The organism is uncultured Roseibium sp., from assembly GCF_947494555.1.
Classification (GTDB): Bacteria; Pseudomonadota; Alphaproteobacteria; order Rhizobiales; family Stappiaceae; genus Roseibium.
Map to the genome: position 1 here is coordinate 136,275 of NZ_CANLVF010000001.1, position 18,382 is coordinate 154,656.

Genomic DNA, 18,382 nt, shown 5'->3' on the forward strand with positions numbered 1-18,382 from the left:
TACCACGTTGTGTAAAGGCCCTTGTTATTGCTGAGGCGGCAACATTGGTTGATGCGGTTGCAGCGACATCCCACACGATAAGGCCCTCATCTGTGGATCAAAAAAATCGGCCGGTACGAAACCGGCCGATCGTTTTATGTAGCAAGTGCAAGGACTATCCGACGAGACCGCCGTCTTCACGCGTAACAGCGATGATCGCAGACCGCGGAACGGAATCGCCGCCTCCCGGCCAGTGGCTGTTGCCACGCTCGCCCGGATGCTGAATGCCGACAAACATCGTCCGACGATCCGGGCTCCAGATCAGGCCAGTGATCTCACACTCGTTCGGACCGACCATGAAGCGGCGGATCTCGCCAGTGACCGGGTCGCCCGCAAGCATCTGGTTATTGCCGTGACCAGCAAAATCGCCCTCGTTCTTGTAGCTGCCGTCCGTCTGGATCCACAACAGACCGTTGTCATCGAAAGCCAAGCCATCCGGCGAGTTGAACATGTTGTCAGCGTTGACGTTCGAGGACCCGGCATAAGCGTCGGAGTGAACCGTCGGGTTGCCGGCGAGCACGTAAAGGTCCCAGGTGAAACCCGGTGCCGTGTGGTCGCCAGCGTCCGGACGCCAGCGGACGATCTGACCGTAGTTGTTCTCGTCACGCGGGTTGGGTCCGTTTGCGGCAGTGTCGTCACCCCCGGCATTTGGCTTTACGCCGCGGTTCTTGTTGTTGGTCAGGCAGCAATAAACCTCCGGTGCCTTTGGATTGGCGGCAACCCATTCCGGACGGTCCATCGTGGTCGCGCCGACAGCGGAGGCAGCCTGACGGGTGTGAATGTGGATCTCTGCCTGATCCATACCTGTTGTTTCCGGGGTGAGGGCAACCCAAGCGCCGGTGCCGTTGTCGCTGAACTTGGCGACATAGAGTACCCCGTCGCTCAGGAGGTCGTCGGTCGGTGCGCCGGGAGCATAGGCACCGTTGGAGACGTAGCGGTAGACAAATTCGCCACGCTCATCGTCACCCATGTAGACCACCACACGACCGTCGTTGTTGATGACGGTTTCGGCGTTCTCGTGCTTGAAGCGGCCGAGAGCGGTGCGCTTTTTCGGTGCCGACGCCGGATCTGTCGGATCGATCTCAACCACATAGCCGGCACGGTTCGGCTCGTTCGGATGCTTGGCGACATCGAAACGCTCGTCGATTTCCGCCCAGCCGTAGCCCCAGTCCGTGGTGTTGACGCCGTAACGCTTCATGGCCGGCGTGATCGACTTCGGGTTGTCGTCCTTGACGTCTTCGCTGGAGGAGAAATACCCGTTGAAGTTTTCCTCGCAAGCAAGATAGGTGCCCCAGGGCGTGGCACCATTACCGCAGTTGTTCCAGGTGCCGAGCGTTTTGGTTCCGGTCGGATCGGCATCGGTCTTCATCAGGTCATGTCCGGCCGCCGGTCCGGTCAGCTCCATTTCGGTCTTCGGCGTGATACGACGGTTATAGGGGCTGTCCTTGACCATCTGCCACTTGCCGTCAATGAAGGCAATTTCGACCACGGAGACACCGTGCGCCATCATGCCTTTTGCGATTTCATCCTCGCCGACAAGACGGCCGTCCTCGGCTTTGGTCGAAATGATCGAGCGGTTTGTGTATTCGTTGTTCACGACAAGCAGAAGCTTGCCATCATGTGCGAACACATCCATGCCGTCGGTGTTATCGCCAAATGCACGTTCCTGGCTCGCGGCTGTTCCGCGCGTCGCCTGGTCGAATTCAGGCGCGTCGGACCACAGCGGGTCGCCCCATTGGATCATCACGTCGACCTTGTAGCCGTCCGGTACGATCACGTCGTCAGCAGTGGATGTACTGATCTGATCGAACGCGAAACGGCCGGAGGCAGCCTTTGCGATGCCGGCGGTGCCGCCGAGCGCGGCGAAGCTGCCGAATGCGAGGACGCCGCCCATGAATCCGCGACGGCTTAGGGCTGTTTCAACAATCCGGTCGAAATCGTTTTCTTCCGGGCGCGGGTTCATCACTTCGTCGAAATCGTCGAAAGAGAGCGTGTGATTCTCGTTGTCTTTCATGAGTCTTCCCTGCTGGCTACTGTATGAAATTAGCTGGCTCTTGCGTTACTGGACACCATTTGGCGGACCCCGTCTTTCAGACGCGCACACCTTTCCAGGAACCTGAAATTGCGTGCCCCGCGTCCGTCCGGCGAATGGACCGTACCACAGAGGAGTCATGGTATAGCGTGAGTTTTTTTTAACTTTAATGACGGTCTCAAAAGTTGTCACTACCACTGGTAACTTTTCCGGCTAAATACTGAGCTTGATTTCAACCTTCAGGAAGAGCTCTGAAGTGAAAAATAATTTTAAATCAATGGTTTATTTCCTATTTCATTCGAAGCATCAAAGTCGCAAATCTGCCTGAGCAAGCAGCAATCGCGACACCTGAATACCCTGAATTGTCATTAAACTGTCATTTAGGTGCCGTCGCGTGAGGAAAAATCGCTGCGCGACTATCCAGATTGGAAAATCGGAGGCGCGGTGAACAGAAAAACCTAACTGAATGGTGCGTGCTCACGCGGCATTGATTTCCGAAGTGAGCTGCAATTGTTAGTCTTGTCAAACGGTCGAGGGCTGCCCGCCCGTAGGCCGGATCGAGATGCCCGCCCAACTGTTCAATTTGCAATCAACCGACGGATCAAACTTGGCAACCCTTTTTTCTGATTTCAAACTTCGTGACATCACATTCAAGAACCGCATCGCCGTCTCCCCAATGAGCCAGTATCGATCGGTTGACGGATATGCAAATGACTGGCATCTCGTTCATCTCGGACGATTTGCGATTGGTGGTGCCGGTCTGGTCTATGCAGAAGCAACCGCTGTCGAGAAAGACGGACGCAGGACCCATGGGGATCTGGGCCTATGGGACGATGCGCAAGTTGATCAACTCACACCCGTAACCCGATTCATCGAACGCGAGGGTGCCGTGCCCGGCATTCAATTCGGTCATGCGGGCCGGAAAGCTTCCGAGCGCCGTCCATGGCACGGCGAGACGCCAGTCGATGAAGGGGACACTGCCGAACGAGGTGAACATCCGTGGCCGGCCATCGCTCCTTCCGCAATCCCCTATGCCGACGGATGGCCGGTTCCTGAGGAAATGTCGGAAGCCGATATACTGCGGGTCGTGGAGTCTTTCGGGGCGGCAGCCCGCCGGTCCTACGCGGCGGGCTTCAAAATCATTGAGATCTATGCCGCGCATGGTTTTCTGGTCCATCAGTTTCTGTCTCCGGTTGCCAATAAGCGCACGGATCGCTGGGGCGGCAGTGCGGAAAACCGGATGCGGTTTGCGATTGAGGTTGCCCGGTCCGTGCGCGCTAACTGGCCGGAGGGTTATCCGCTTGCGTTCAGGCTTTCCGCAACGGACTGGCTTGAAGACGGCATCGAAGTTGAAGATACCGTTCGAACGGCAAAGGCGCTGAAGGCCGAAGGCGTTGACATGATTGACTGTTCGAGCGGTGGCATCGGCGGCAAGGAACGTCCGCGGCGAATGGTGATTGAGGAAGGCTTTCAAACACCCTTTGCCGAAAGAATCCGTAAGGAAGCGGATATTGCAACGATGGCTGTCGGCTTCTTGTGGGGTGCGGAGCATTGCGAGGAGATCGTGGCATCCGGCAGGGCAGACATGATCGCGGTTGCCCGGGAGTTGCTCGACGATCCGAATTGGCCACTACATGTCGCTGCGAGGCTCGGAGCTGATGAGGGACATTCCTTGTGGCCGATTGAATCCGGCTGGTGGCTGATGAAACGGGAACGCCTCTTGAAGAAACTGGGTCTGCGATGAGCTAAAAATGATCGTGCGGAACCCTCGTTTTGGTGGTTTTTTGGCTGATAGCTACCTGATTCTTCGAAAAAATCTTGATCCGCCCAGGGCCCCTCTGCTGGCCTAAAGTGCACTAGGCGCTTGAAATCATGCTGCTAGGTTTGAGGGTCTGGGCGTGAAGGGGCAGTCGATGTTCCAGGGAGGGCGAAATGCGGGCAGGCTTCTATTGGATGTTGCTTTTGGTTCCGGGTTTTCTTCCGGAACCTGCAGACGCACTGCCTCTTGAAGGTGAAAAAACGATCAAGCTGGTGGATCAGCGCGGAGAAGGTCATCCCGTTGCGACGGTCACTTTCAGTCAAGCGGGCGATAGCGTGACCTATCAGATCGTCTGGATGGACGATGTGTTTTCAGATCATTTCCTCTCCATGCGGCCGTTCAAATGCTTTGAAGGGCCGGCGAAATACTGGTGCCGCGTGCCTTATCCCTATGAGATAAAACGCACTGTTTCAGGTCAGGACCTTACCGACCTTGAGTATGATTTGCTCTTTGTCTGGAAGGGGGCGACAGAGTACGGCATCAATCTCTGGAACGGAGTTTACTACAAACTCGAATCCCAGGACGACCGGCTCCTTGGAACGCTTCATGAAATGGACATGGACAAACTCGGTGTACCACCCGAGCCTGGAGACTTGAGGCCAATTCGCGACGTTGATCTCGAGGAGGGTTATGTTGAGAGCAACTGGTTGCCGAAGCTTGTGATTGAATGAGCAGAGCTGGCAGTCCCTGCAACGGGCCGCCAGCTCTTCAGAATGGCGATCAGGAATTGGTGTTGATCGCTTAAGCCGAACCGTTTGCTATCGAAGCGCGACGCCAATTTCCCGGTTCGGTTTACTTTTTGAACCTGTTGTGGAACCAGTGATTGACCTCAACATCGGCTCCAGCTTCGGATGCCGGAATACGAATCCTTGATCGAGAAGCCGCTTCGGCACGACCCGCTGGCTGGCGAGCATGGTTTCGCGCGCCATGTCACCAAGAGCCGTTGACAGCAGCCAGGCCGGGATGCGCAAAAATGCGGGCCGGGTCAAGGCGCGCGCGAGCGCTCTTGTAAACACGGCATTGCGAACCGGCTCCGGTGCGGTGGCGTTGACAGGGCTTTCAAGGCGTTTGTTTGTCATGGCATACGCGATCACACGAACGAGGTCGTCTCTTTCGATCCAGGACATCCATTGCCCGCCATTTCCCAACTTAGTGCCACCGCCAAATTCGAACGGCGTCAGGAGCCTCGCCAGCATGCCGCCGTCGACCCCGAGCACGAGGCCGATGCGCAAAGCAACCACGCGGACACCGTGCTCCGATATCTTCATGGCTGCCTGTTCCCACTTTTCGCAGACTTCATGTGTGAACGCGGGTGCAGATGTTGCGCTCTCCGTCAGAACTTCGTCGCCGCGCAGGCCATACCAGCCAATGGCGGACCCGCTTATAAGACAGTCCGGTTTGATTTCCAGGCGCTCGATCAGTTCGTTAAGCGCGCTGGTCATGGCGATGCGGGAGACGATGATCTGCTCGCGCTTTCTGGAAGTCCAAAGCCCATTTGCGATCGGATCTCCGGCAAGATTGACGATCGCATCCACGCGGTCTTTGGAGTGGATTTGGCCAAGGTTGGAAATCACGCGGACCGGATGCGAAAGCAGTTCCGCCTTACGCAGATCCCGCGTCAGGACTGTCACGGAATGGCCTGCGGCGACAAGTGCTTCCACCAGCCGCACGCCGATGAAGCCGGTGCCCCCGGTAACGAGAACGTGCCGGCGCGGGGGCAGAACAGAAACCAGCTCCGCTGCGTCAGGCTTCAGGAGCCGCTCACTGCGGGACGCAGCGAGCAGGTCGCGTGCGGAAAACACGGCAACGCCGAGGGCGGCGATGCTCGCCATGACACTCCACCAGCCATAGCCGACGGGCACCATTGCGCTTGGCAGGAACAACCATTGCCAAAGAATGGGTGCCAGCAGGGCCAGAATGGCTCCATAATTCAAGGTCAGCAAAGTGTGGTTGATACGCTCCGTCCAGGGAAGCTTGCGGGTGAGATCCTCCTCGACGAAGTCCCAGAGCGTGATGATGACTTCCAGCGCCAGAATTGCCGCGAAGAGCAAAGTGAATACGCCATGCGGCTCTGTCCACGCGAATGTCAGAGAGATCACGGCGTAAAAGAAGTTGCGAATGCCGTGCAGGCGCAGTTCCAGTTTCTGCGAGGCTCGCCAGGCCAGGCGCTCGGTAACTTCGTGGTGCACGAGTGTATCAAACAGACCCATGGCAATCTGTACGGAAATCAGGGTCCAGAGAAGCGGATCAGTCATAGGTCAACCTCCATGTCATGAAAAAGAGCGTCCTGGTGGACGAGCTCGCCGAACAGCCGGCTTGTCAGTGTGAGTGAGAACAGAAAGCGCGTGTCGCCGAGGTCCCGGTGCGTGATCGTCAGATCACCGGGGCTCAGGCACGATGGCAGCCGGAGGCGCAAGGAACCGATCTGCAGAAAATAATGATCACTCCTGAACACAAGGGCGTCGTGCTCGGCAGCGACCTGAAGGGCCATGCCGATACCATACCCTATGTATTCCTCAATTCCGGTAGGACCGGCAAAGCGCTTCGAGCTATGGATTACCTGCGGAAAGCCTGCCGCGCGACCATACTGGCGGATCCAGAATTGGCCTTCACCGGCGCAATCCTCGGTGACCGTGACGACTGCCGGCTGCTGAAGGGAGGACATGTCGTGCGGCAACGGGCCGCCAACCAGTCGTGCAAGCTGCGACAGGAGATATCCGGGTAAGGTTCTGCGCATTGCGACAACTTCACCCTGATAGACAACGCTGGCCCCGCCTCTCAGGCGTTTGCCGAAGCGATTGCGGACGGAAAGCGGGAGAGTGTTCCAGGCGCCTTCGCCCAATAGCTCCCGGAACCGGGTATCGGGAACGATGTCGCAATGTCTGGCAGCGAAGTTTTGCTGCATCTTACGCCCTTTCCTGTTTAATCCGTTGTTTCTGTAAAGAGAGAAATAAAAGGGTAAAAAAATTTGACCCTATTTCGCCTTGCCGCCGCCGATCTTCAGAAGCGTCAGAACCTTGTTTCCCATTTTCATCAAAGCCGCCAGATTGGATTTCGGAACGCTCAGCATCTGGGCTGACCAGCGATCAGCGGTTGTCAAAAAGTCCTGCATTGCGTGCATCCGCTTGAGAACGTCGTGATCGAGATTCTTTTCATTCTCGGCCTGCGAAACGCACATGTCGATTGCGCGGATCGCGGGGTCTATTTCGCGCTCTTTGCGGCCCCGGGCGATCAGAAGGGCCATTTCCCATACATCCGTTTCTGCAACGAAATGCTCCCGCCGGTCACCGGCGACCGGAACCCGCTGGATCAACCGCCAGCCAACGAGTTCCTTCAAGGAGTTGGAAACGTTCGATCGCGCAATCCCAAGCTCTTCCGAGATCTGTTCCGCGTTGAGCGGCTCCGTGCTCAGATAGAGCAGGGCATGGATCTGGGCTACGGACCGGTTTACGCCCCATTGGCTGCCCATATCGCCCCAATAGAGAATGAACTGGGATTTTGCGCTTGCGTCGTTTCTGTCGGTAGTTTCTGTCATGACAGAAATATCGGATCAAATTGAACGAGAGTCAAGTCCTGTCGAAAACATCGGTAAGTTGCGAGGTCGGATCTCGCAGACACATTAGGTCATACAGAAGAGGGATCGACCCGCACGCCACGCCAATTTGCAAGAGAATGTATGGGATCGAGTGACAGATGTGGACCATGCGAGTGAATGGTTGACCCCTATGAGGCGTTGGAACAAAATAAGAACATGATCGTTGAAGCAGGAGTGAGGGCAATGAACAGTCTGAATCAGTACAAGGCCAAATCGGGTACTTTCGTTCCGGTCTGGACGCTGGAGATCCAAACATTGCCGGAAGATACCGACCGGATCCTGGATGAGGTCAAAAAGGTCTATCCATTGCGGTTTGGCCGTTATCAGCGCAATGCAAGCATCTCGGCCGTCGGCAAGGAAACGGCGCAACCGGAGCCGGGCTCGACAACAACCACACATGTGGACGCGTTTGAAGCGGGCACCACGGAGACCTATCCGATGGTTGAACTCAAGATTTCCATCGAAAGAGATCTTGAAACCCTTGAGAAGGTGATGGATGCGATCCACTATTCTCATCACTACGAAGAACCGGTGATTTTCTTGCGCGAAGACTGGGCGAGCAGGGCGGCCTACAATCCTCAAAGCGATAATCCGAACCGCTGGTGGAACAACGGGCGAGGGCTTCCCGAACGGATATCCTGATCTCAAGGCACTCCTGTCTCAAAGTCTGTCAGAGTGACCGCGCGCGGCCTGGAAAGACGCTGAAAAGACGGACCCGCGTGAAACCGAGTGGCTCGCGCCTGCCAACAGAGGCCTGGTCAGCCCGGCTTTTCGGGCGAAAAGACTTCCACAGGCTCGACCACGCCTTTCAATTGGTGGTTTCCAAGGGAACGCCAGGACAAAGAGGAACACTCGACAAAATCACGTGTTGCCAGAACGGTCTCATCAAGTGTGGAGCACAAACCTTCGACCCGGCTGGCGATGTTGACGGAGGACCCGATGACGGTGAAATCGAGTCGGTTGCCGCCGCCGATATTTCCATAAAATACCGAACCGGGGTGAAGACCTATTCCGAAATCGATTTCGTGTGACGCATCCTTTGCGCCAGTGAGGTCTAAAGCTGCGGCCTCGGCCCGCGCCACGGCATCGCTGACATCATCCTTATAGGGGAAGATTGCGAGCAGCGCATCGCCGATAAATTTGAGAACCTCGCCAGAATGCTCTTCAATCGCCTTCGTCAACTGTCCGAAATAGTCATTCAGCAGTATCAGAAGTGCGTCTTCGCTGCGCGACTGCGCAAGCCGGGTGAAGCCGCGAAGGTCTGAAAACCAGATGACCGCATCGATATGACTGCCGTCGCCACGCGCGATTTCGCCGTCCAGTACCCTGAGGCCCGCCCGTTTTCCGACATAGGTTTCCATAAGTGTCTTGGCGGTGTTGCGCGCAATAAAACCTTCAAAAACAAGAGTCAGTGCCGGGATCGTCGCGCCAACCAGTGTGGCGTCCTGTTCATTGAACCCGCCCGGTGCTTTCGTTGCGAGCGTCAGGACCTTGTAGGTTTCGTCTGAAAACTGAAGGGGGAGCGCTTCATACTGTGTATAGCCTTCGGCCCACAGATCCTCTCCGATGGGATAAAGGTTGCGATCCTCCTGCCGATCAAGTCTAAGCGACGAAGCTTCGCCATGCGTATAGATCTTGTGGATGGGGCTTGCCTTGAGAATTTCCATCTGATCCGGTGTGTAGGTAAACCAACGCTGCTGTGGGCCTCCCGCAACGTCCCAGAAGACAAAGGAAGATTGAGCGATCGGGTGCAGGATCGGTGCGCCGAGTGTCGAACGGTCAACCTGAATGCCCGTCTCGCGCAGTTTGAGCGTGTAGCCGTGAAGCAGTGCTGCAGGCGACTCCTGGCGCGGACCTTCGATCATCAACCAGCGCGTGACTTCGTCGCCGGCGGATCCTGGGAATGTACTCATTCCTTCTGCCTCCCAAATCGTGACGGAACACGACCGCAAAACCCATTAATTCCTCAAACGGAGGCCGAACGGAAGGCCATTGTCCAATCATGCATCCGATGGTCCACCGCCCTTAAAGGAGTTTCACTGGCCTAATGCGTACGCTAGCGTATAGTGTTGACGTAGAGTCAACATCAATCTGTACGCATCCGTATGGAAAGGCAAATGAGCAAGGCACGATTAGGCAAAGGCGATTGGATACAGGCCGGAATGCGCGCGTTGGCCATGTCCGGAATTGGTGCTGTGCGTGCGGAAGCCCTTGCACGCACGCTTCAGACGACTAAAGGCTCCTTCTACTGGCATTTCAAAGACATCAAGGACTTCCGGCAACAGATCCTCGATGGATGGCAAAACTCCCAGGCCGACGAAATCATCCGTCGCATTGCGGATCATGAGCCAGGGATCGACCGTCTACGAGCTCTTGTAGGACTGGCGTCCGAAGTGCGGCCGACCGATTTGTCGGTCAAGGCCGAACTGGCAATACGGGAATGGGCGCGGCACGATCCCGAGGCAGCCAAACGCGTTGCTGAAGTCGATACAAAACGTCTGGATTACCTCAGCGAACAGTTTCAAGTTCTCGGCTTCAGCGACAGACGCTTCGCACTCGACCTTTATACGAACTATCTGGGTTTTCGTATGCTCTCGTCCACTATGGATCTGGACGTTGCTGGGCATCTGGAGTTTGTTTTGTCGAGACTGCTCGACAGATGAATTGCAAAGCACAGATGAGTCCGCTTGGGGCAAAAGTTACGGACCGATTAGCGAACCATCGGGAGCAGCTTTTGGGAGGTCCCGTCTTCAGAAACGGTGAGAGCAGCGCAGAAGAAGATGCAACCAAAAATCATCTTTAAATTTTATCTGTAAAAGTGTGATGTCAATCACTGTATAACATGACGTGGTTTGTTAATGTTGCTTTGTATCCAACAAACTATTTAAAATGGTCACTAGAAATTCGATTATTACTTTGATTTTAACGACGGCAATGGTTTCTGGTTCGCCAGTGGCTAGTATTGCGCCGTCAACCCAATTTAAAGCCGCGCAGGGAACTGCAAAAGGTTTCGGCCTTAAGGCGAGAGAAAAGAGAATGAGTTGACCGACCTATATTGCCGTTCGGATGGCGGTTCGTTGACCTCCAACTGTACCGTGGCAGTGCGGCGATCAGTTTGAAGCTGATTGTGTGCTCCGTGGCGGTACAATATCCGAAACTCGGGACTGGGGCGGTAAAACCTGTTACGAGCCAGGCTACCAGTAATCCCATGGTCTTTCCCCTCGCTGGAAACAGCGAGGGGATTTTCGTTGTTCCTCAAACTCAAAGCGTTCGTCGCTACGCGTGGATCTTTTTCCGCCGGGGTTTTGTTGCAAGCCTACATGCGTAAGCCTGATCAAAAGTTATCCGGCTAAGTTCAATAGCGAATGACGCGGATCAAAGCCCGCTTGCGCAGCATCAGCCATCGCAGTCTTAGACTTAAGCTCTAAGGACTGCTGTTGCCGGCATGGTCCCGAGAAGAAATCTTGTCGAGCCCGTTTAATCGCCAAGGGCGGCAACAACGCGCGGCAACCGATCCGGGACATCTTCTTCACGCCAGTCAGTTCCGGTCAGGCGAAGCGGAGGCCGTTTTTTTCGATTCAGCGCCTTTCCCGTCCGCATTTCATAGGCTAGCGAAGGTATATCGCGCAGGGCATCGCAAGGGCTTGTATCTTCGCCGAAAAGAGTGACGTCAAATGCGTCCGGGTCCTTGAGGACGGCCTCAAAAACGTCTCTTCCCTGGAGAATGAGCCAGCATCTGAAACCTTCGAAATCATCATCGGAGCAGCCGCCGCGCAAAAGAACGGCGAGAGACCAGACGTCATCGCGGTAAGCGCGTGCGTCCAGATCATGGAACAATTCGTCAAATGCCTTGATCGCCCTTGCCTTGAAGCTCGCAAGTCTGTCGGTTGCCGCCTCAATCTGCTCGAGCGCTCCGCTTTCGCCCGGGGTTCCGATGATTTCCCAGAAGAGATCGATGTCCATGACGCGCGGATCCGGTTTACCCTTCCGGCGGCGCCGTTGTTCCTGTTCGATTTCCGCCCGATCGGCAGCAAGACGTCCAAGTTGCGCTGACGTTGCTCCCGATCGAAGGAAAAAGTCGTGTACTTCGTCCATCATCGCGAGAACTTCGGCCTTGCGGTGTGCGATTCCGTTGATCATTTTCTCAAATGACTTTTGCTGCTGCTTTTCGCTTACGGACCAGTTCGGCGACTTCCTGAACCCGCGTTTGCGCTCATCGATCAGAAACCAGAAAGAGGGTTTTTCCAAAGCAAGGTAGTAGCGGCAGATGCGAATGACGCGCTGCCCTTGCCCGTCGCGCAGCAGGCGCTCCAAAACATCGTGAATGAGATCGTTCTTGTTCGGGTCCCACTGGTGAACCGTGTGCGTATAATGGGCTTCGATCTCATCATACAGGCCAAGCGCAAAGTAGGCGTCCTCAAGCGCAATGGCCGCCGGTTCGAAGCAATCTCTGGATCTGTCCCACTCGCGATAGAGGCGGCCTTCGCGGTGCAAGGCCGCAATGAGATCCCTCAACCGTTCAAAGTCTTTCGAAAGATCGTCATAACTTGGATCAAACGCTTCATTTTCCGAAATCGAGATCTGTTCCTGCATCTTGAAAGCGTCTTTGTCGTGTTAACCCGGCGACCGGAGGATGGGGGCAGGAAGTGAAGAAAACGGGAAACATATTGCTAGAATTGCGAGGACCTTGAGCGCAGTTGCCGAAAGACATCACGGCAGGCGGGCTCTGAAGCCTTGTCGATAGTCTGAAGGCGATACATTCAAAAGTCTCAGGAAAGTGCGGCGCATGCGCTCTTCGTCGTTGAAACCCGTCCGAACGGCGACCTGTTTCACCGTCAAATCCGTTGTTTCCAGAAGCTCTTTGGCAGCGTCTGTTCGGATGGCCTCAACGGCTTTAGCGGGCGTTAAACCCGTCTGTTTCGTATAAAGTCTCGCAAAGTTACGGGCGCTCATGTTCACCCGCTCTGCCAGAGCTTCGACCCGAAGATCCTTTTCCATATTTTCCGCAATCCAATGGTGCAGGGTCTCAAACCGTCCCCCGGCATCGCGTATCTGGTGTCCGAGTACGGGACTGAATTGTGACTGTCCGCCGGCGCGTGCCATATGCTTCACCATTGACTGTGCCATCTCAAGCGCCGCGCGGCGCCCGAGATCCGCCGTCACAATCGCCAAGGCCATATCAATGCCTGCTGTAATTCCAGCGGAGGTCCAGATGTTTCCGTCGTTGATGAATATGGGATCGACTTCGACCTGAACATCCGGATACTGCTCTTCCAGCGTCTTGCAATCTTCCCAGTGGGTGACAGCTCTGCGCCCCTCCAGCAGACCTGCCGCCGCAAGAACCAGGGCACCGGAGCAGACAGAACAAACCCTTTGAGAATTTCCCGCGAGCTGCCTGATGTTTTCCAGCAAAAGATCGTCGAGCATTGCCGTGTTGGCACCCGCGCCTCCCACGACAACAAGTGTGTGGATCGCCCGGTTCAGATGCCACGTGACCGGTTGGCTCGGAATGGTGACAACCGTGTTTGTATCTACCGAGCCACCACTGACCGATGTCACAGCACAGGTGTAGCCCCTCCGGCCTGTTTCCGGATCGCGGGCATGGCTGAAAACCTGAAGTGGTCCGACAAGGTCAAGCAGCACGATGTCCGGATACACCACAAAGACGACGCTTCTGGGAACATCGGCCCGCATGGGTAAGTTGGCAGAAAACGAGGTCATCTTGTCATTCGTGCCATATCCAAACCAGGTAGTCTATCGCCAGGACAAGAGGAAAGAACAAATGCTTCCGCTGAAGTCGAAGTGCGGGAGTTGTGACAAGGACTTTCCTTGGAACGCCGACGATGCGCGTATGAGCACAATTCAGTGCGCACTTGCGTGCCCTGAGCCCGGAGACTGATATGCGTAATCTGTCTGATATTCTGAATTTCCGCCAGCTTAGCGACAAAATCACGTTGTCCGGGCAGCCTACAGAGGAGCAGCTTGCCGACATCAATGCGCTTGGGGTCACTCATGTCGTCAATCTCGGACCGCACCATAACAAAGGGGCCCTGGCCGATGAGGCCGGCACGGTTTCCAGTCTCGGGATGGAGTATGTTTACATCCCCGTGGAATTCGACAATCCCACAGATGTGGATTTCGCGAAGTTCTGCGATGCAATCGAACGGCTTGCCGATACCAGGATCCACGTTCATTGCATTTACAATGCCCGTGTCAGCGCATTCTTTTACCGATACGCGAAAAGCGGCCGCGGGTTCTGTGAGCGCGATGTCTTTGCGCTGATGGACGGTATCTGGAGACCCGGTGACGATTGGGCTGCGTTTATCGGGCGAGAAGACGCGGTAAGGCAGCCCAACCGCTATGCGGGGGAAGACTACTAAACTGCACTACATATCGGCATTTTGTGACGCCCGTTCCGGCACCGCCATGACAGAGACGGCCCATTTCCACACCCGCTCCGGAAGCGCACGACCATTTGCCGGTAACGCGACATCCATGTCACTGCGATCTTTCTGGCCCTGATATTACCTGGGACGAAATTACAGCGCCGGTTTCGCGGGTGTCCTGAAGTGATGACCGGGTGTCACCGTCGATTTTGGCAAAAAACTGGATCACGATGTAGCAGCTCGACATCAGGGCGAAAATAATCAGGACATGGTCGACCTCGAAGAGGTTTGCCAGGTGCCCGTAGATCGTCGAACCCACTATCTGGCCGACAGGCAACATGAAGAACAGCATCGCCACAACGCTTGGTGCGTGGTCTGTCGAGATGCGCGCCGCCCAAATCAGGTAAAGTCCTGTGCCTGTCATGTAAAACACGCCGAACAGGCTGGCGGCCACCAACCCAACCATTTCGGAATGTCGTGCCATGGCAAGCAACAAGGCTGACGTGCCGAGGCCGACGAAGGAAATTGAGTGGACCTCAGCCAGATCCAGCCGGCTGATGAAATCTCCGCAAAAAGCGCCAAGCAGGCCGGCGACGCCGAGGGCGATCCAAAACAGGCTGACGCCTGTGCTGTTCCAATCCGCGAGGCCGACGAGGCTGATACCTCCCCCGGTCCATATCGCGGCACTGACGATTCCGAACAGAAGTGAACTCGAAATAGCCTGATGGAGTGCGGGGGACCTGATGACAGTCTTAAAGCTCGCGTTGACATTCACTGCTTTGGTTTGCCCGGGAACGACGAAGAAAGCGGCAATGGAAATCAGGATCGAGATGAGAGCGAAGACAAGAAAACACTCTCGCCAGCTGTCGGCGAAATAAAGAGCGGTCAGGCTAGCCGCGACTATTCCAATGCCCGTGCCTGCATTGATGACGCTCACGGCGCGGTCGCGGTAGCAGGCACATGAAACGGTTACGCCGGCGACGAGCGGTGGCATGGAGAGGCCGGAACTAATGCCGATCAGCGACAAGGAAACGATGAGGCCCGTCGGTGTTGTGGCAAAACCGACCGCCGCCGCCCCAAGTGTTCCGAAAACCATGGCGATCGCGACTGTCATCCGCGGACCGAACCGTTCGGTCAGGTAAGCAGCGACGAGTAGTGCCATGCAGGTGCCGGCGTAAATGCTGGATGCCAGATAGGTCGTGTGCTGATGGTCGAGTTGAAATTCAGACTGGATCGTTGGCAGGAATTGTCCGAAGGCGAACCGCACCCCGTATGTTAAGGAAATTATCCATGCCCCGATCGCCACAAAAACGTAGCCCTTCATATCAGGTTCCTTTTGGGCACCTCGGCCCTAAAATCTTTGAAAAATCAAAATTTAGTATTCAATACAGAAGTAATAATCACATTAATTAATGAAAAACCGGCTGACTTCAAGTCTCGACGTGACACATTTTGGGAGGGGCCGTGACAAATTGAGCCGATAATCGCCGATGGATTTTCAATCAGATCCATATTTGTGCAACATTTGAAATCTTCTTGTAAGAACTACTTATTGTTCGGCCGAAAAATCATGAAAAGCGCTGCGCGTGAGGAGCTGAAGATGCCGCACAGGATCAAATCCAGCTTCAGATTTTCAATTTCGTTAACAATTGACTAACGCAGGGTTAACAAGTATTAATATTCTGTTAATCCTTTTGTGAGGGTGGAGTTTTTCATATGAAGACACTGATTAAAAAATATTTTTGCGCTGTGGGACTTTCGTGTGCCGGTATGCTTCTGGCAACAAACGCAAACGCAGTCCTTGTAAGCACAAACGGCTCGCTTTCGAGTGCGGGTGGCGCGGCCGCGATTATCGCGGCACCAGCCGATGCCTCGGATGATGCCGCGTTCAACTTCGGAATCCAGGCCTTCAACGAGGTTATCGGGCACGTTCTGGCCGCGAACCTAATGGTTGATGGTGGCATCGTCGCAGCGGGAACGCGTGTTGACAGCCATATGATCTTCCTGAATTCCGGTCCGGGCAACAGCACGGCACTGATCGAACATGGGGCCGGCGGAAACCAGAATGCGGCAGAGTTCACATTCAACGCGGATATCGTTGGCGTGATGTCGAATTCAAACGGTTCGCTTGAAGTGGCTTCCTCGGCGTTCCTCGGTGCGGCAGGAACCACTTATCCCGGTTCCCCGTTTGCGGCGCGCGGGCTCGAAGGTAACCCCTTCGACAATACGGCGAACGATTGGTACCTGGTGTCAGGCAGCATGATTTCCCTTGGGATGCGTGTGACGGAGCCTGGAGACTGGATCCGCGTAGTGACCGTGTCGACTGTGCCGATCCCGGCAGCACTTCCGCTTCTGGGTGGTGGCCTTGCCGCCCTCGGCTTCATGGGCTGGCGCCGGAAGCGCGCAGCTTGATAGCGGTCTCGACCAACTACTAAAAGTCAGGCAAAAGCGGCCCCACGGGGCCGCTTTTCATTTATGCTGATTTGTCAGCGCGCCGCCGCGATCGGTTCTGTCTGCCGGTAAAGTTTGTGAGGCTATCAGCCGATAGCGGTTCGAAGTGCACACGTCGTGGTCGCTGCGACGACTTACTCCCACTTTTTGGTTCAAACCGTCAAACAGGCCGTATTCCTCGCGGGATCGCCTCTTATCTCATCTGCGTTTTGGACGCAGAGGTCATTGTTCGGAAAAAGAGCAACCGACTTCAATTGGAGGCACGGTCGAGCAAGACGCCTGAAGCCGCTTGCCATGAAGGCACCTTCAGCTTCACATTTCTTAACAAACCGGAGAAATTAGACACACAATTTGTCAAGAACATACCCTCCGGCGGGATACCTTGTGTCCGGTTATTGCCGCGCACGGGAAACATGGGAAGCAGCAGCGTGATGTCGGGCGACCAAATTCTATTGATCGATGACGACAGAAAACTCGGGGAGATGGTCAAGGACTACCTTTCTTAAAACGGATTTGGGATCGTGGTCGCCGTGAACGGTGAGCAGGGACTTTCCTGTCATCAAAGTCAGTCCTTTGACGCGGTCATTCTGGATCTCATGCTACCAGACCTCGATGGCCTTGAGATCTGCCGCAAGATCCGGCTCCGGGACAACATTCCCGTCCTGATGCTGACCGCAAAAGGAGACCCCTTTGACCGGGTCATAGGTTTGGAAATAGGAGCGGACGACTATCTGCCGAAACCGTTTGTGCCGCGTGAACTGCTTGCCCGTCTACTCAAACAATGATGGCAGGAACAGTGAAAAGCCGGGCACGTAAGTGATCAGCATCAGGGCTACGAACAATGCCAGATAAAAAGGCCAGATGGTCTTCAAAGCCTCTTCAATCTTGATCTTACCAACCGCACAGCCGACGAAGAGACACGTTCCGACCGGCGGAGTGCACAGTCCCAAGCCCAGGTTTACCAGCATCATGATGCCGAACTGGATCGGATCCATGCCGAGTTCCCGCGCAAGGGGGAGGAAGATCGGTGTGCAGATCAGGATCAGTGCAGCCATGTCCATGATCATGCCCAGCACCAGAAGGACGGCGTTGATCATGAGAAGAATGAGGATCGGATTGTCCGTTATGCCCTGGAGCAGATCGGCCGTTATGCTGGGCACGCGATAGAATGTAAGCATATAGGCAAAGGCACCGGCGCAGGCGATCAGGATCATGACCATCGAGGTCGTGCGCACGGCTTGTGTGACCGCGAGCTTGAATTTCTCCCAGGTGAGACTGCGATATACGAGAAGCGTGACCAGGAAGGCGTACATCGCGCCGAAGGCACCGGATTCGGTCACCGTAAAGACACCCGACAGGACGCCGCCGACAATAATGACAGCCGTTAGCAAACCGGGAAGGGCGCTGGCGAAGTTCAGTGCGAGCACCGCAAATCCGGGAAATTTTTCAGCGCTGTAACCACGCTTGACCGCGACCAGGTAAGCCGTCACGGCGAGGCAGATGCACATGAGTACGCCCGGAACAACGCCGGCAAGAAACAGTTTGGAAATCGAAACAGCGCCGCCGGTTGCCAATGCGAAAATAATCATGTTGTGGCTGGGCGGAATAATGATGCCGGCGATTGAGGAGGTCACGGTAACGTTCACCGCATAATCGGCGTCGTACCCTTTGTCTTTCATGACCGGGACGAGGATCGAACCCAATGCGGAAATGTCAGCAATTGCGGAACCGGAGATCCCTCCGAAGAGCATGGACGAGGAAACGTTCACGACACCAAGGCCGCCGCGCACCGCGCCGACAGCGGATTGCGCAAAGCGTACGAGCCGCATGGCGATGCCGCCATGAAACATCAGTTCTCCCGCGAAGATGAAGAACGGGATTGCCATCAGCGAGAAGACGTTGATGCCGGAGACGATGCGCTGAAAACCAATCAGCAGCGGCAAACCCTCGTACCAGAATGCCGCTAGCGCAGCGATCCCAAGCGCGAAGGCAACGGGCGTGCCTATGACAACACACAGGGCGAACACCCCGAGAAGCAACGCGAGTCCCATCTTTTATCC

General features: G+C 55.4%; 16 protein-coding genes. 7 read left to right on the top strand and 9 right to left on the bottom strand.

The features are described from left to right. Window positions 1-154 precede the first annotated feature (154 nt). Entirely contained in the window at window positions 155-2,053 is a 1,899-nt protein-coding gene (locus tag Q0915_RS00620; RefSeq protein ID WP_299472456.1) for a PhoX family phosphatase, read from the bottom strand. Between the two features lie 625 nt (window positions 2,054-2,678). On the opposite strand from Q0915_RS00620, the gene Q0915_RS00625 reads away from it, so the two are divergent. Then, the gene (locus tag Q0915_RS00625) at window positions 2,679-3,815 is read left to right on the top strand and encodes an NADH:flavin oxidoreductase/NADH oxidase (protein ID WP_299472457.1); all 1,137 of its coding nucleotides are present in this window, start codon (window positions 2,679-2,681) and stop codon (window positions 3,813-3,815) included. Between the two features lie 188 nt (window positions 3,816-4,003). Continuing rightward, window positions 4,004-4,561 (top strand): hypothetical protein, encoded by a 558-nt coding sequence (locus tag Q0915_RS00630; RefSeq protein ID WP_299472458.1) that lies wholly within the window; start codon window positions 4,004-4,006, stop codon window positions 4,559-4,561. 87 nt (window positions 4,562-4,648) lie between these two features. Here Q0915_RS00630 and Q0915_RS00635 read toward each other — a convergent pair whose 3' ends face one another. The 3 genes from Q0915_RS00635 to Q0915_RS00645 form a co-directional block, all read right to left on the bottom strand. Beyond that, a complete protein-coding gene (locus tag Q0915_RS00635; RefSeq protein ID WP_299472459.1) occupies window positions 4,649-6,145 on the bottom strand; it encodes a TIGR01777 family oxidoreductase in 1,497 nt (498 codons plus the stop codon). Further along, entirely contained in the window at window positions 6,142-6,795 is a 654-nt protein-coding gene (locus Q0915_RS00640; RefSeq protein ID WP_299472460.1) for a DUF4166 domain-containing protein, read from the bottom strand. Before Q0915_RS00640 ends, Q0915_RS00635 begins: the two co-directional genes overlap by 4 nt. A 69-nt stretch (window positions 6,796-6,864) precedes the next feature. Further along, window positions 6,865-7,425, bottom strand: a complete 561-nt coding sequence (locus Q0915_RS00645; protein WP_299472461.1) for a MarR family transcriptional regulator — start codon at window positions 7,423-7,425, stop codon at window positions 6,865-6,867. A gap of 243 nt (window positions 7,426-7,668) precedes the next feature. Between Q0915_RS00645 and Q0915_RS00650 the strand changes: the two genes are divergently transcribed. After that, a complete protein-coding gene (locus tag Q0915_RS00650) occupies window positions 7,669-8,127 on the top strand; it encodes a hypothetical protein (RefSeq protein WP_299472462.1) in 459 nt (152 codons plus the stop codon). A 116-nt stretch (window positions 8,128-8,243) separates the two neighbouring features. Here Q0915_RS00650 and Q0915_RS00655 read toward each other — a convergent pair whose 3' ends face one another. Next, window positions 8,244-9,398, bottom strand: coding sequence for an adenylate/guanylate cyclase domain-containing protein (locus tag Q0915_RS00655; protein WP_299472463.1), 1,155 nt, complete (start codon window positions 9,396-9,398; stop codon window positions 8,244-8,246). A gap of 204 nt (window positions 9,399-9,602) precedes the next feature. On the opposite strand from Q0915_RS00655, the gene Q0915_RS00660 reads away from it, so the two are divergent. Further along, window positions 9,603-10,148, top strand: coding sequence for a TetR/AcrR family transcriptional regulator (locus Q0915_RS00660; protein WP_299472464.1), 546 nt, complete (start codon window positions 9,603-9,605; stop codon window positions 10,146-10,148). Window positions 10,149-10,962: 814 nt separating this feature from the next. Here Q0915_RS00660 and Q0915_RS00665 read toward each other — a convergent pair. Beyond that, on the bottom strand, window positions 10,963-12,078 hold the full coding sequence (locus Q0915_RS00665) for a DUF4240 domain-containing protein (protein ID WP_299472465.1): 1,116 nt from the start codon (window positions 12,076-12,078) through the stop codon (window positions 10,963-10,965). A gap of 117 nt (window positions 12,079-12,195) precedes the next feature. Then, window positions 12,196-13,206 (bottom strand): helix-turn-helix domain-containing protein, encoded by a 1,011-nt coding sequence (locus Q0915_RS00670; RefSeq protein WP_299472466.1) that lies wholly within the window; start codon window positions 13,204-13,206, stop codon window positions 12,196-12,198. Window positions 13,207-13,385: 179 nt separating this feature from the next. Between Q0915_RS00670 and Q0915_RS00675 the strand changes: the two genes are divergently transcribed. Continuing rightward, a complete protein-coding gene (locus Q0915_RS00675) occupies window positions 13,386-13,865 on the top strand; it encodes a protein tyrosine phosphatase family protein (RefSeq protein WP_299472467.1) in 480 nt (159 codons plus the stop codon). Window positions 13,866-13,983: 118 nt separating this feature from the next. On the opposite strand, the gene Q0915_RS00680 is transcribed toward Q0915_RS00675, so the two are convergent. Then, window positions 13,984-15,195 (bottom strand): MFS transporter, encoded by a 1,212-nt coding sequence (locus tag Q0915_RS00680; RefSeq protein WP_299472468.1) that lies wholly within the window; start codon window positions 15,193-15,195, stop codon window positions 13,984-13,986. A 392-nt stretch (window positions 15,196-15,587) separates the two neighbouring features. Between Q0915_RS00680 and Q0915_RS00685 the strand changes: the two genes are divergently transcribed. Together Q0915_RS00685 and Q0915_RS00690 are read left to right on the top strand one after the other, a co-directional pair. Next, entirely contained in the window at window positions 15,588-16,283 is a 696-nt protein-coding gene (locus Q0915_RS00685) for a hypothetical protein (RefSeq protein ID WP_299472469.1), read from the top strand. Between the two features lie 560 nt (window positions 16,284-16,843). Beyond that, window positions 16,844-17,107: a response regulator gene (locus Q0915_RS00690; protein WP_299472470.1), complete on the top strand. Its 264-nt coding sequence runs from the start codon at window positions 16,844-16,846 to the stop codon at window positions 17,105-17,107. On the opposite strand, the gene Q0915_RS00695 is transcribed toward Q0915_RS00690, so the two are convergent. Further along, on the bottom strand, window positions 17,093-18,373 hold the full coding sequence (locus tag Q0915_RS00695; protein WP_299472471.1) for a TRAP transporter large permease: 1,281 nt from the start codon (window positions 18,371-18,373) through the stop codon (window positions 17,093-17,095). The genes Q0915_RS00690 and Q0915_RS00695 overlap by 15 nt on opposite strands. Between the last annotated feature and the right edge of the window lie 9 nt (window positions 18,374-18,382).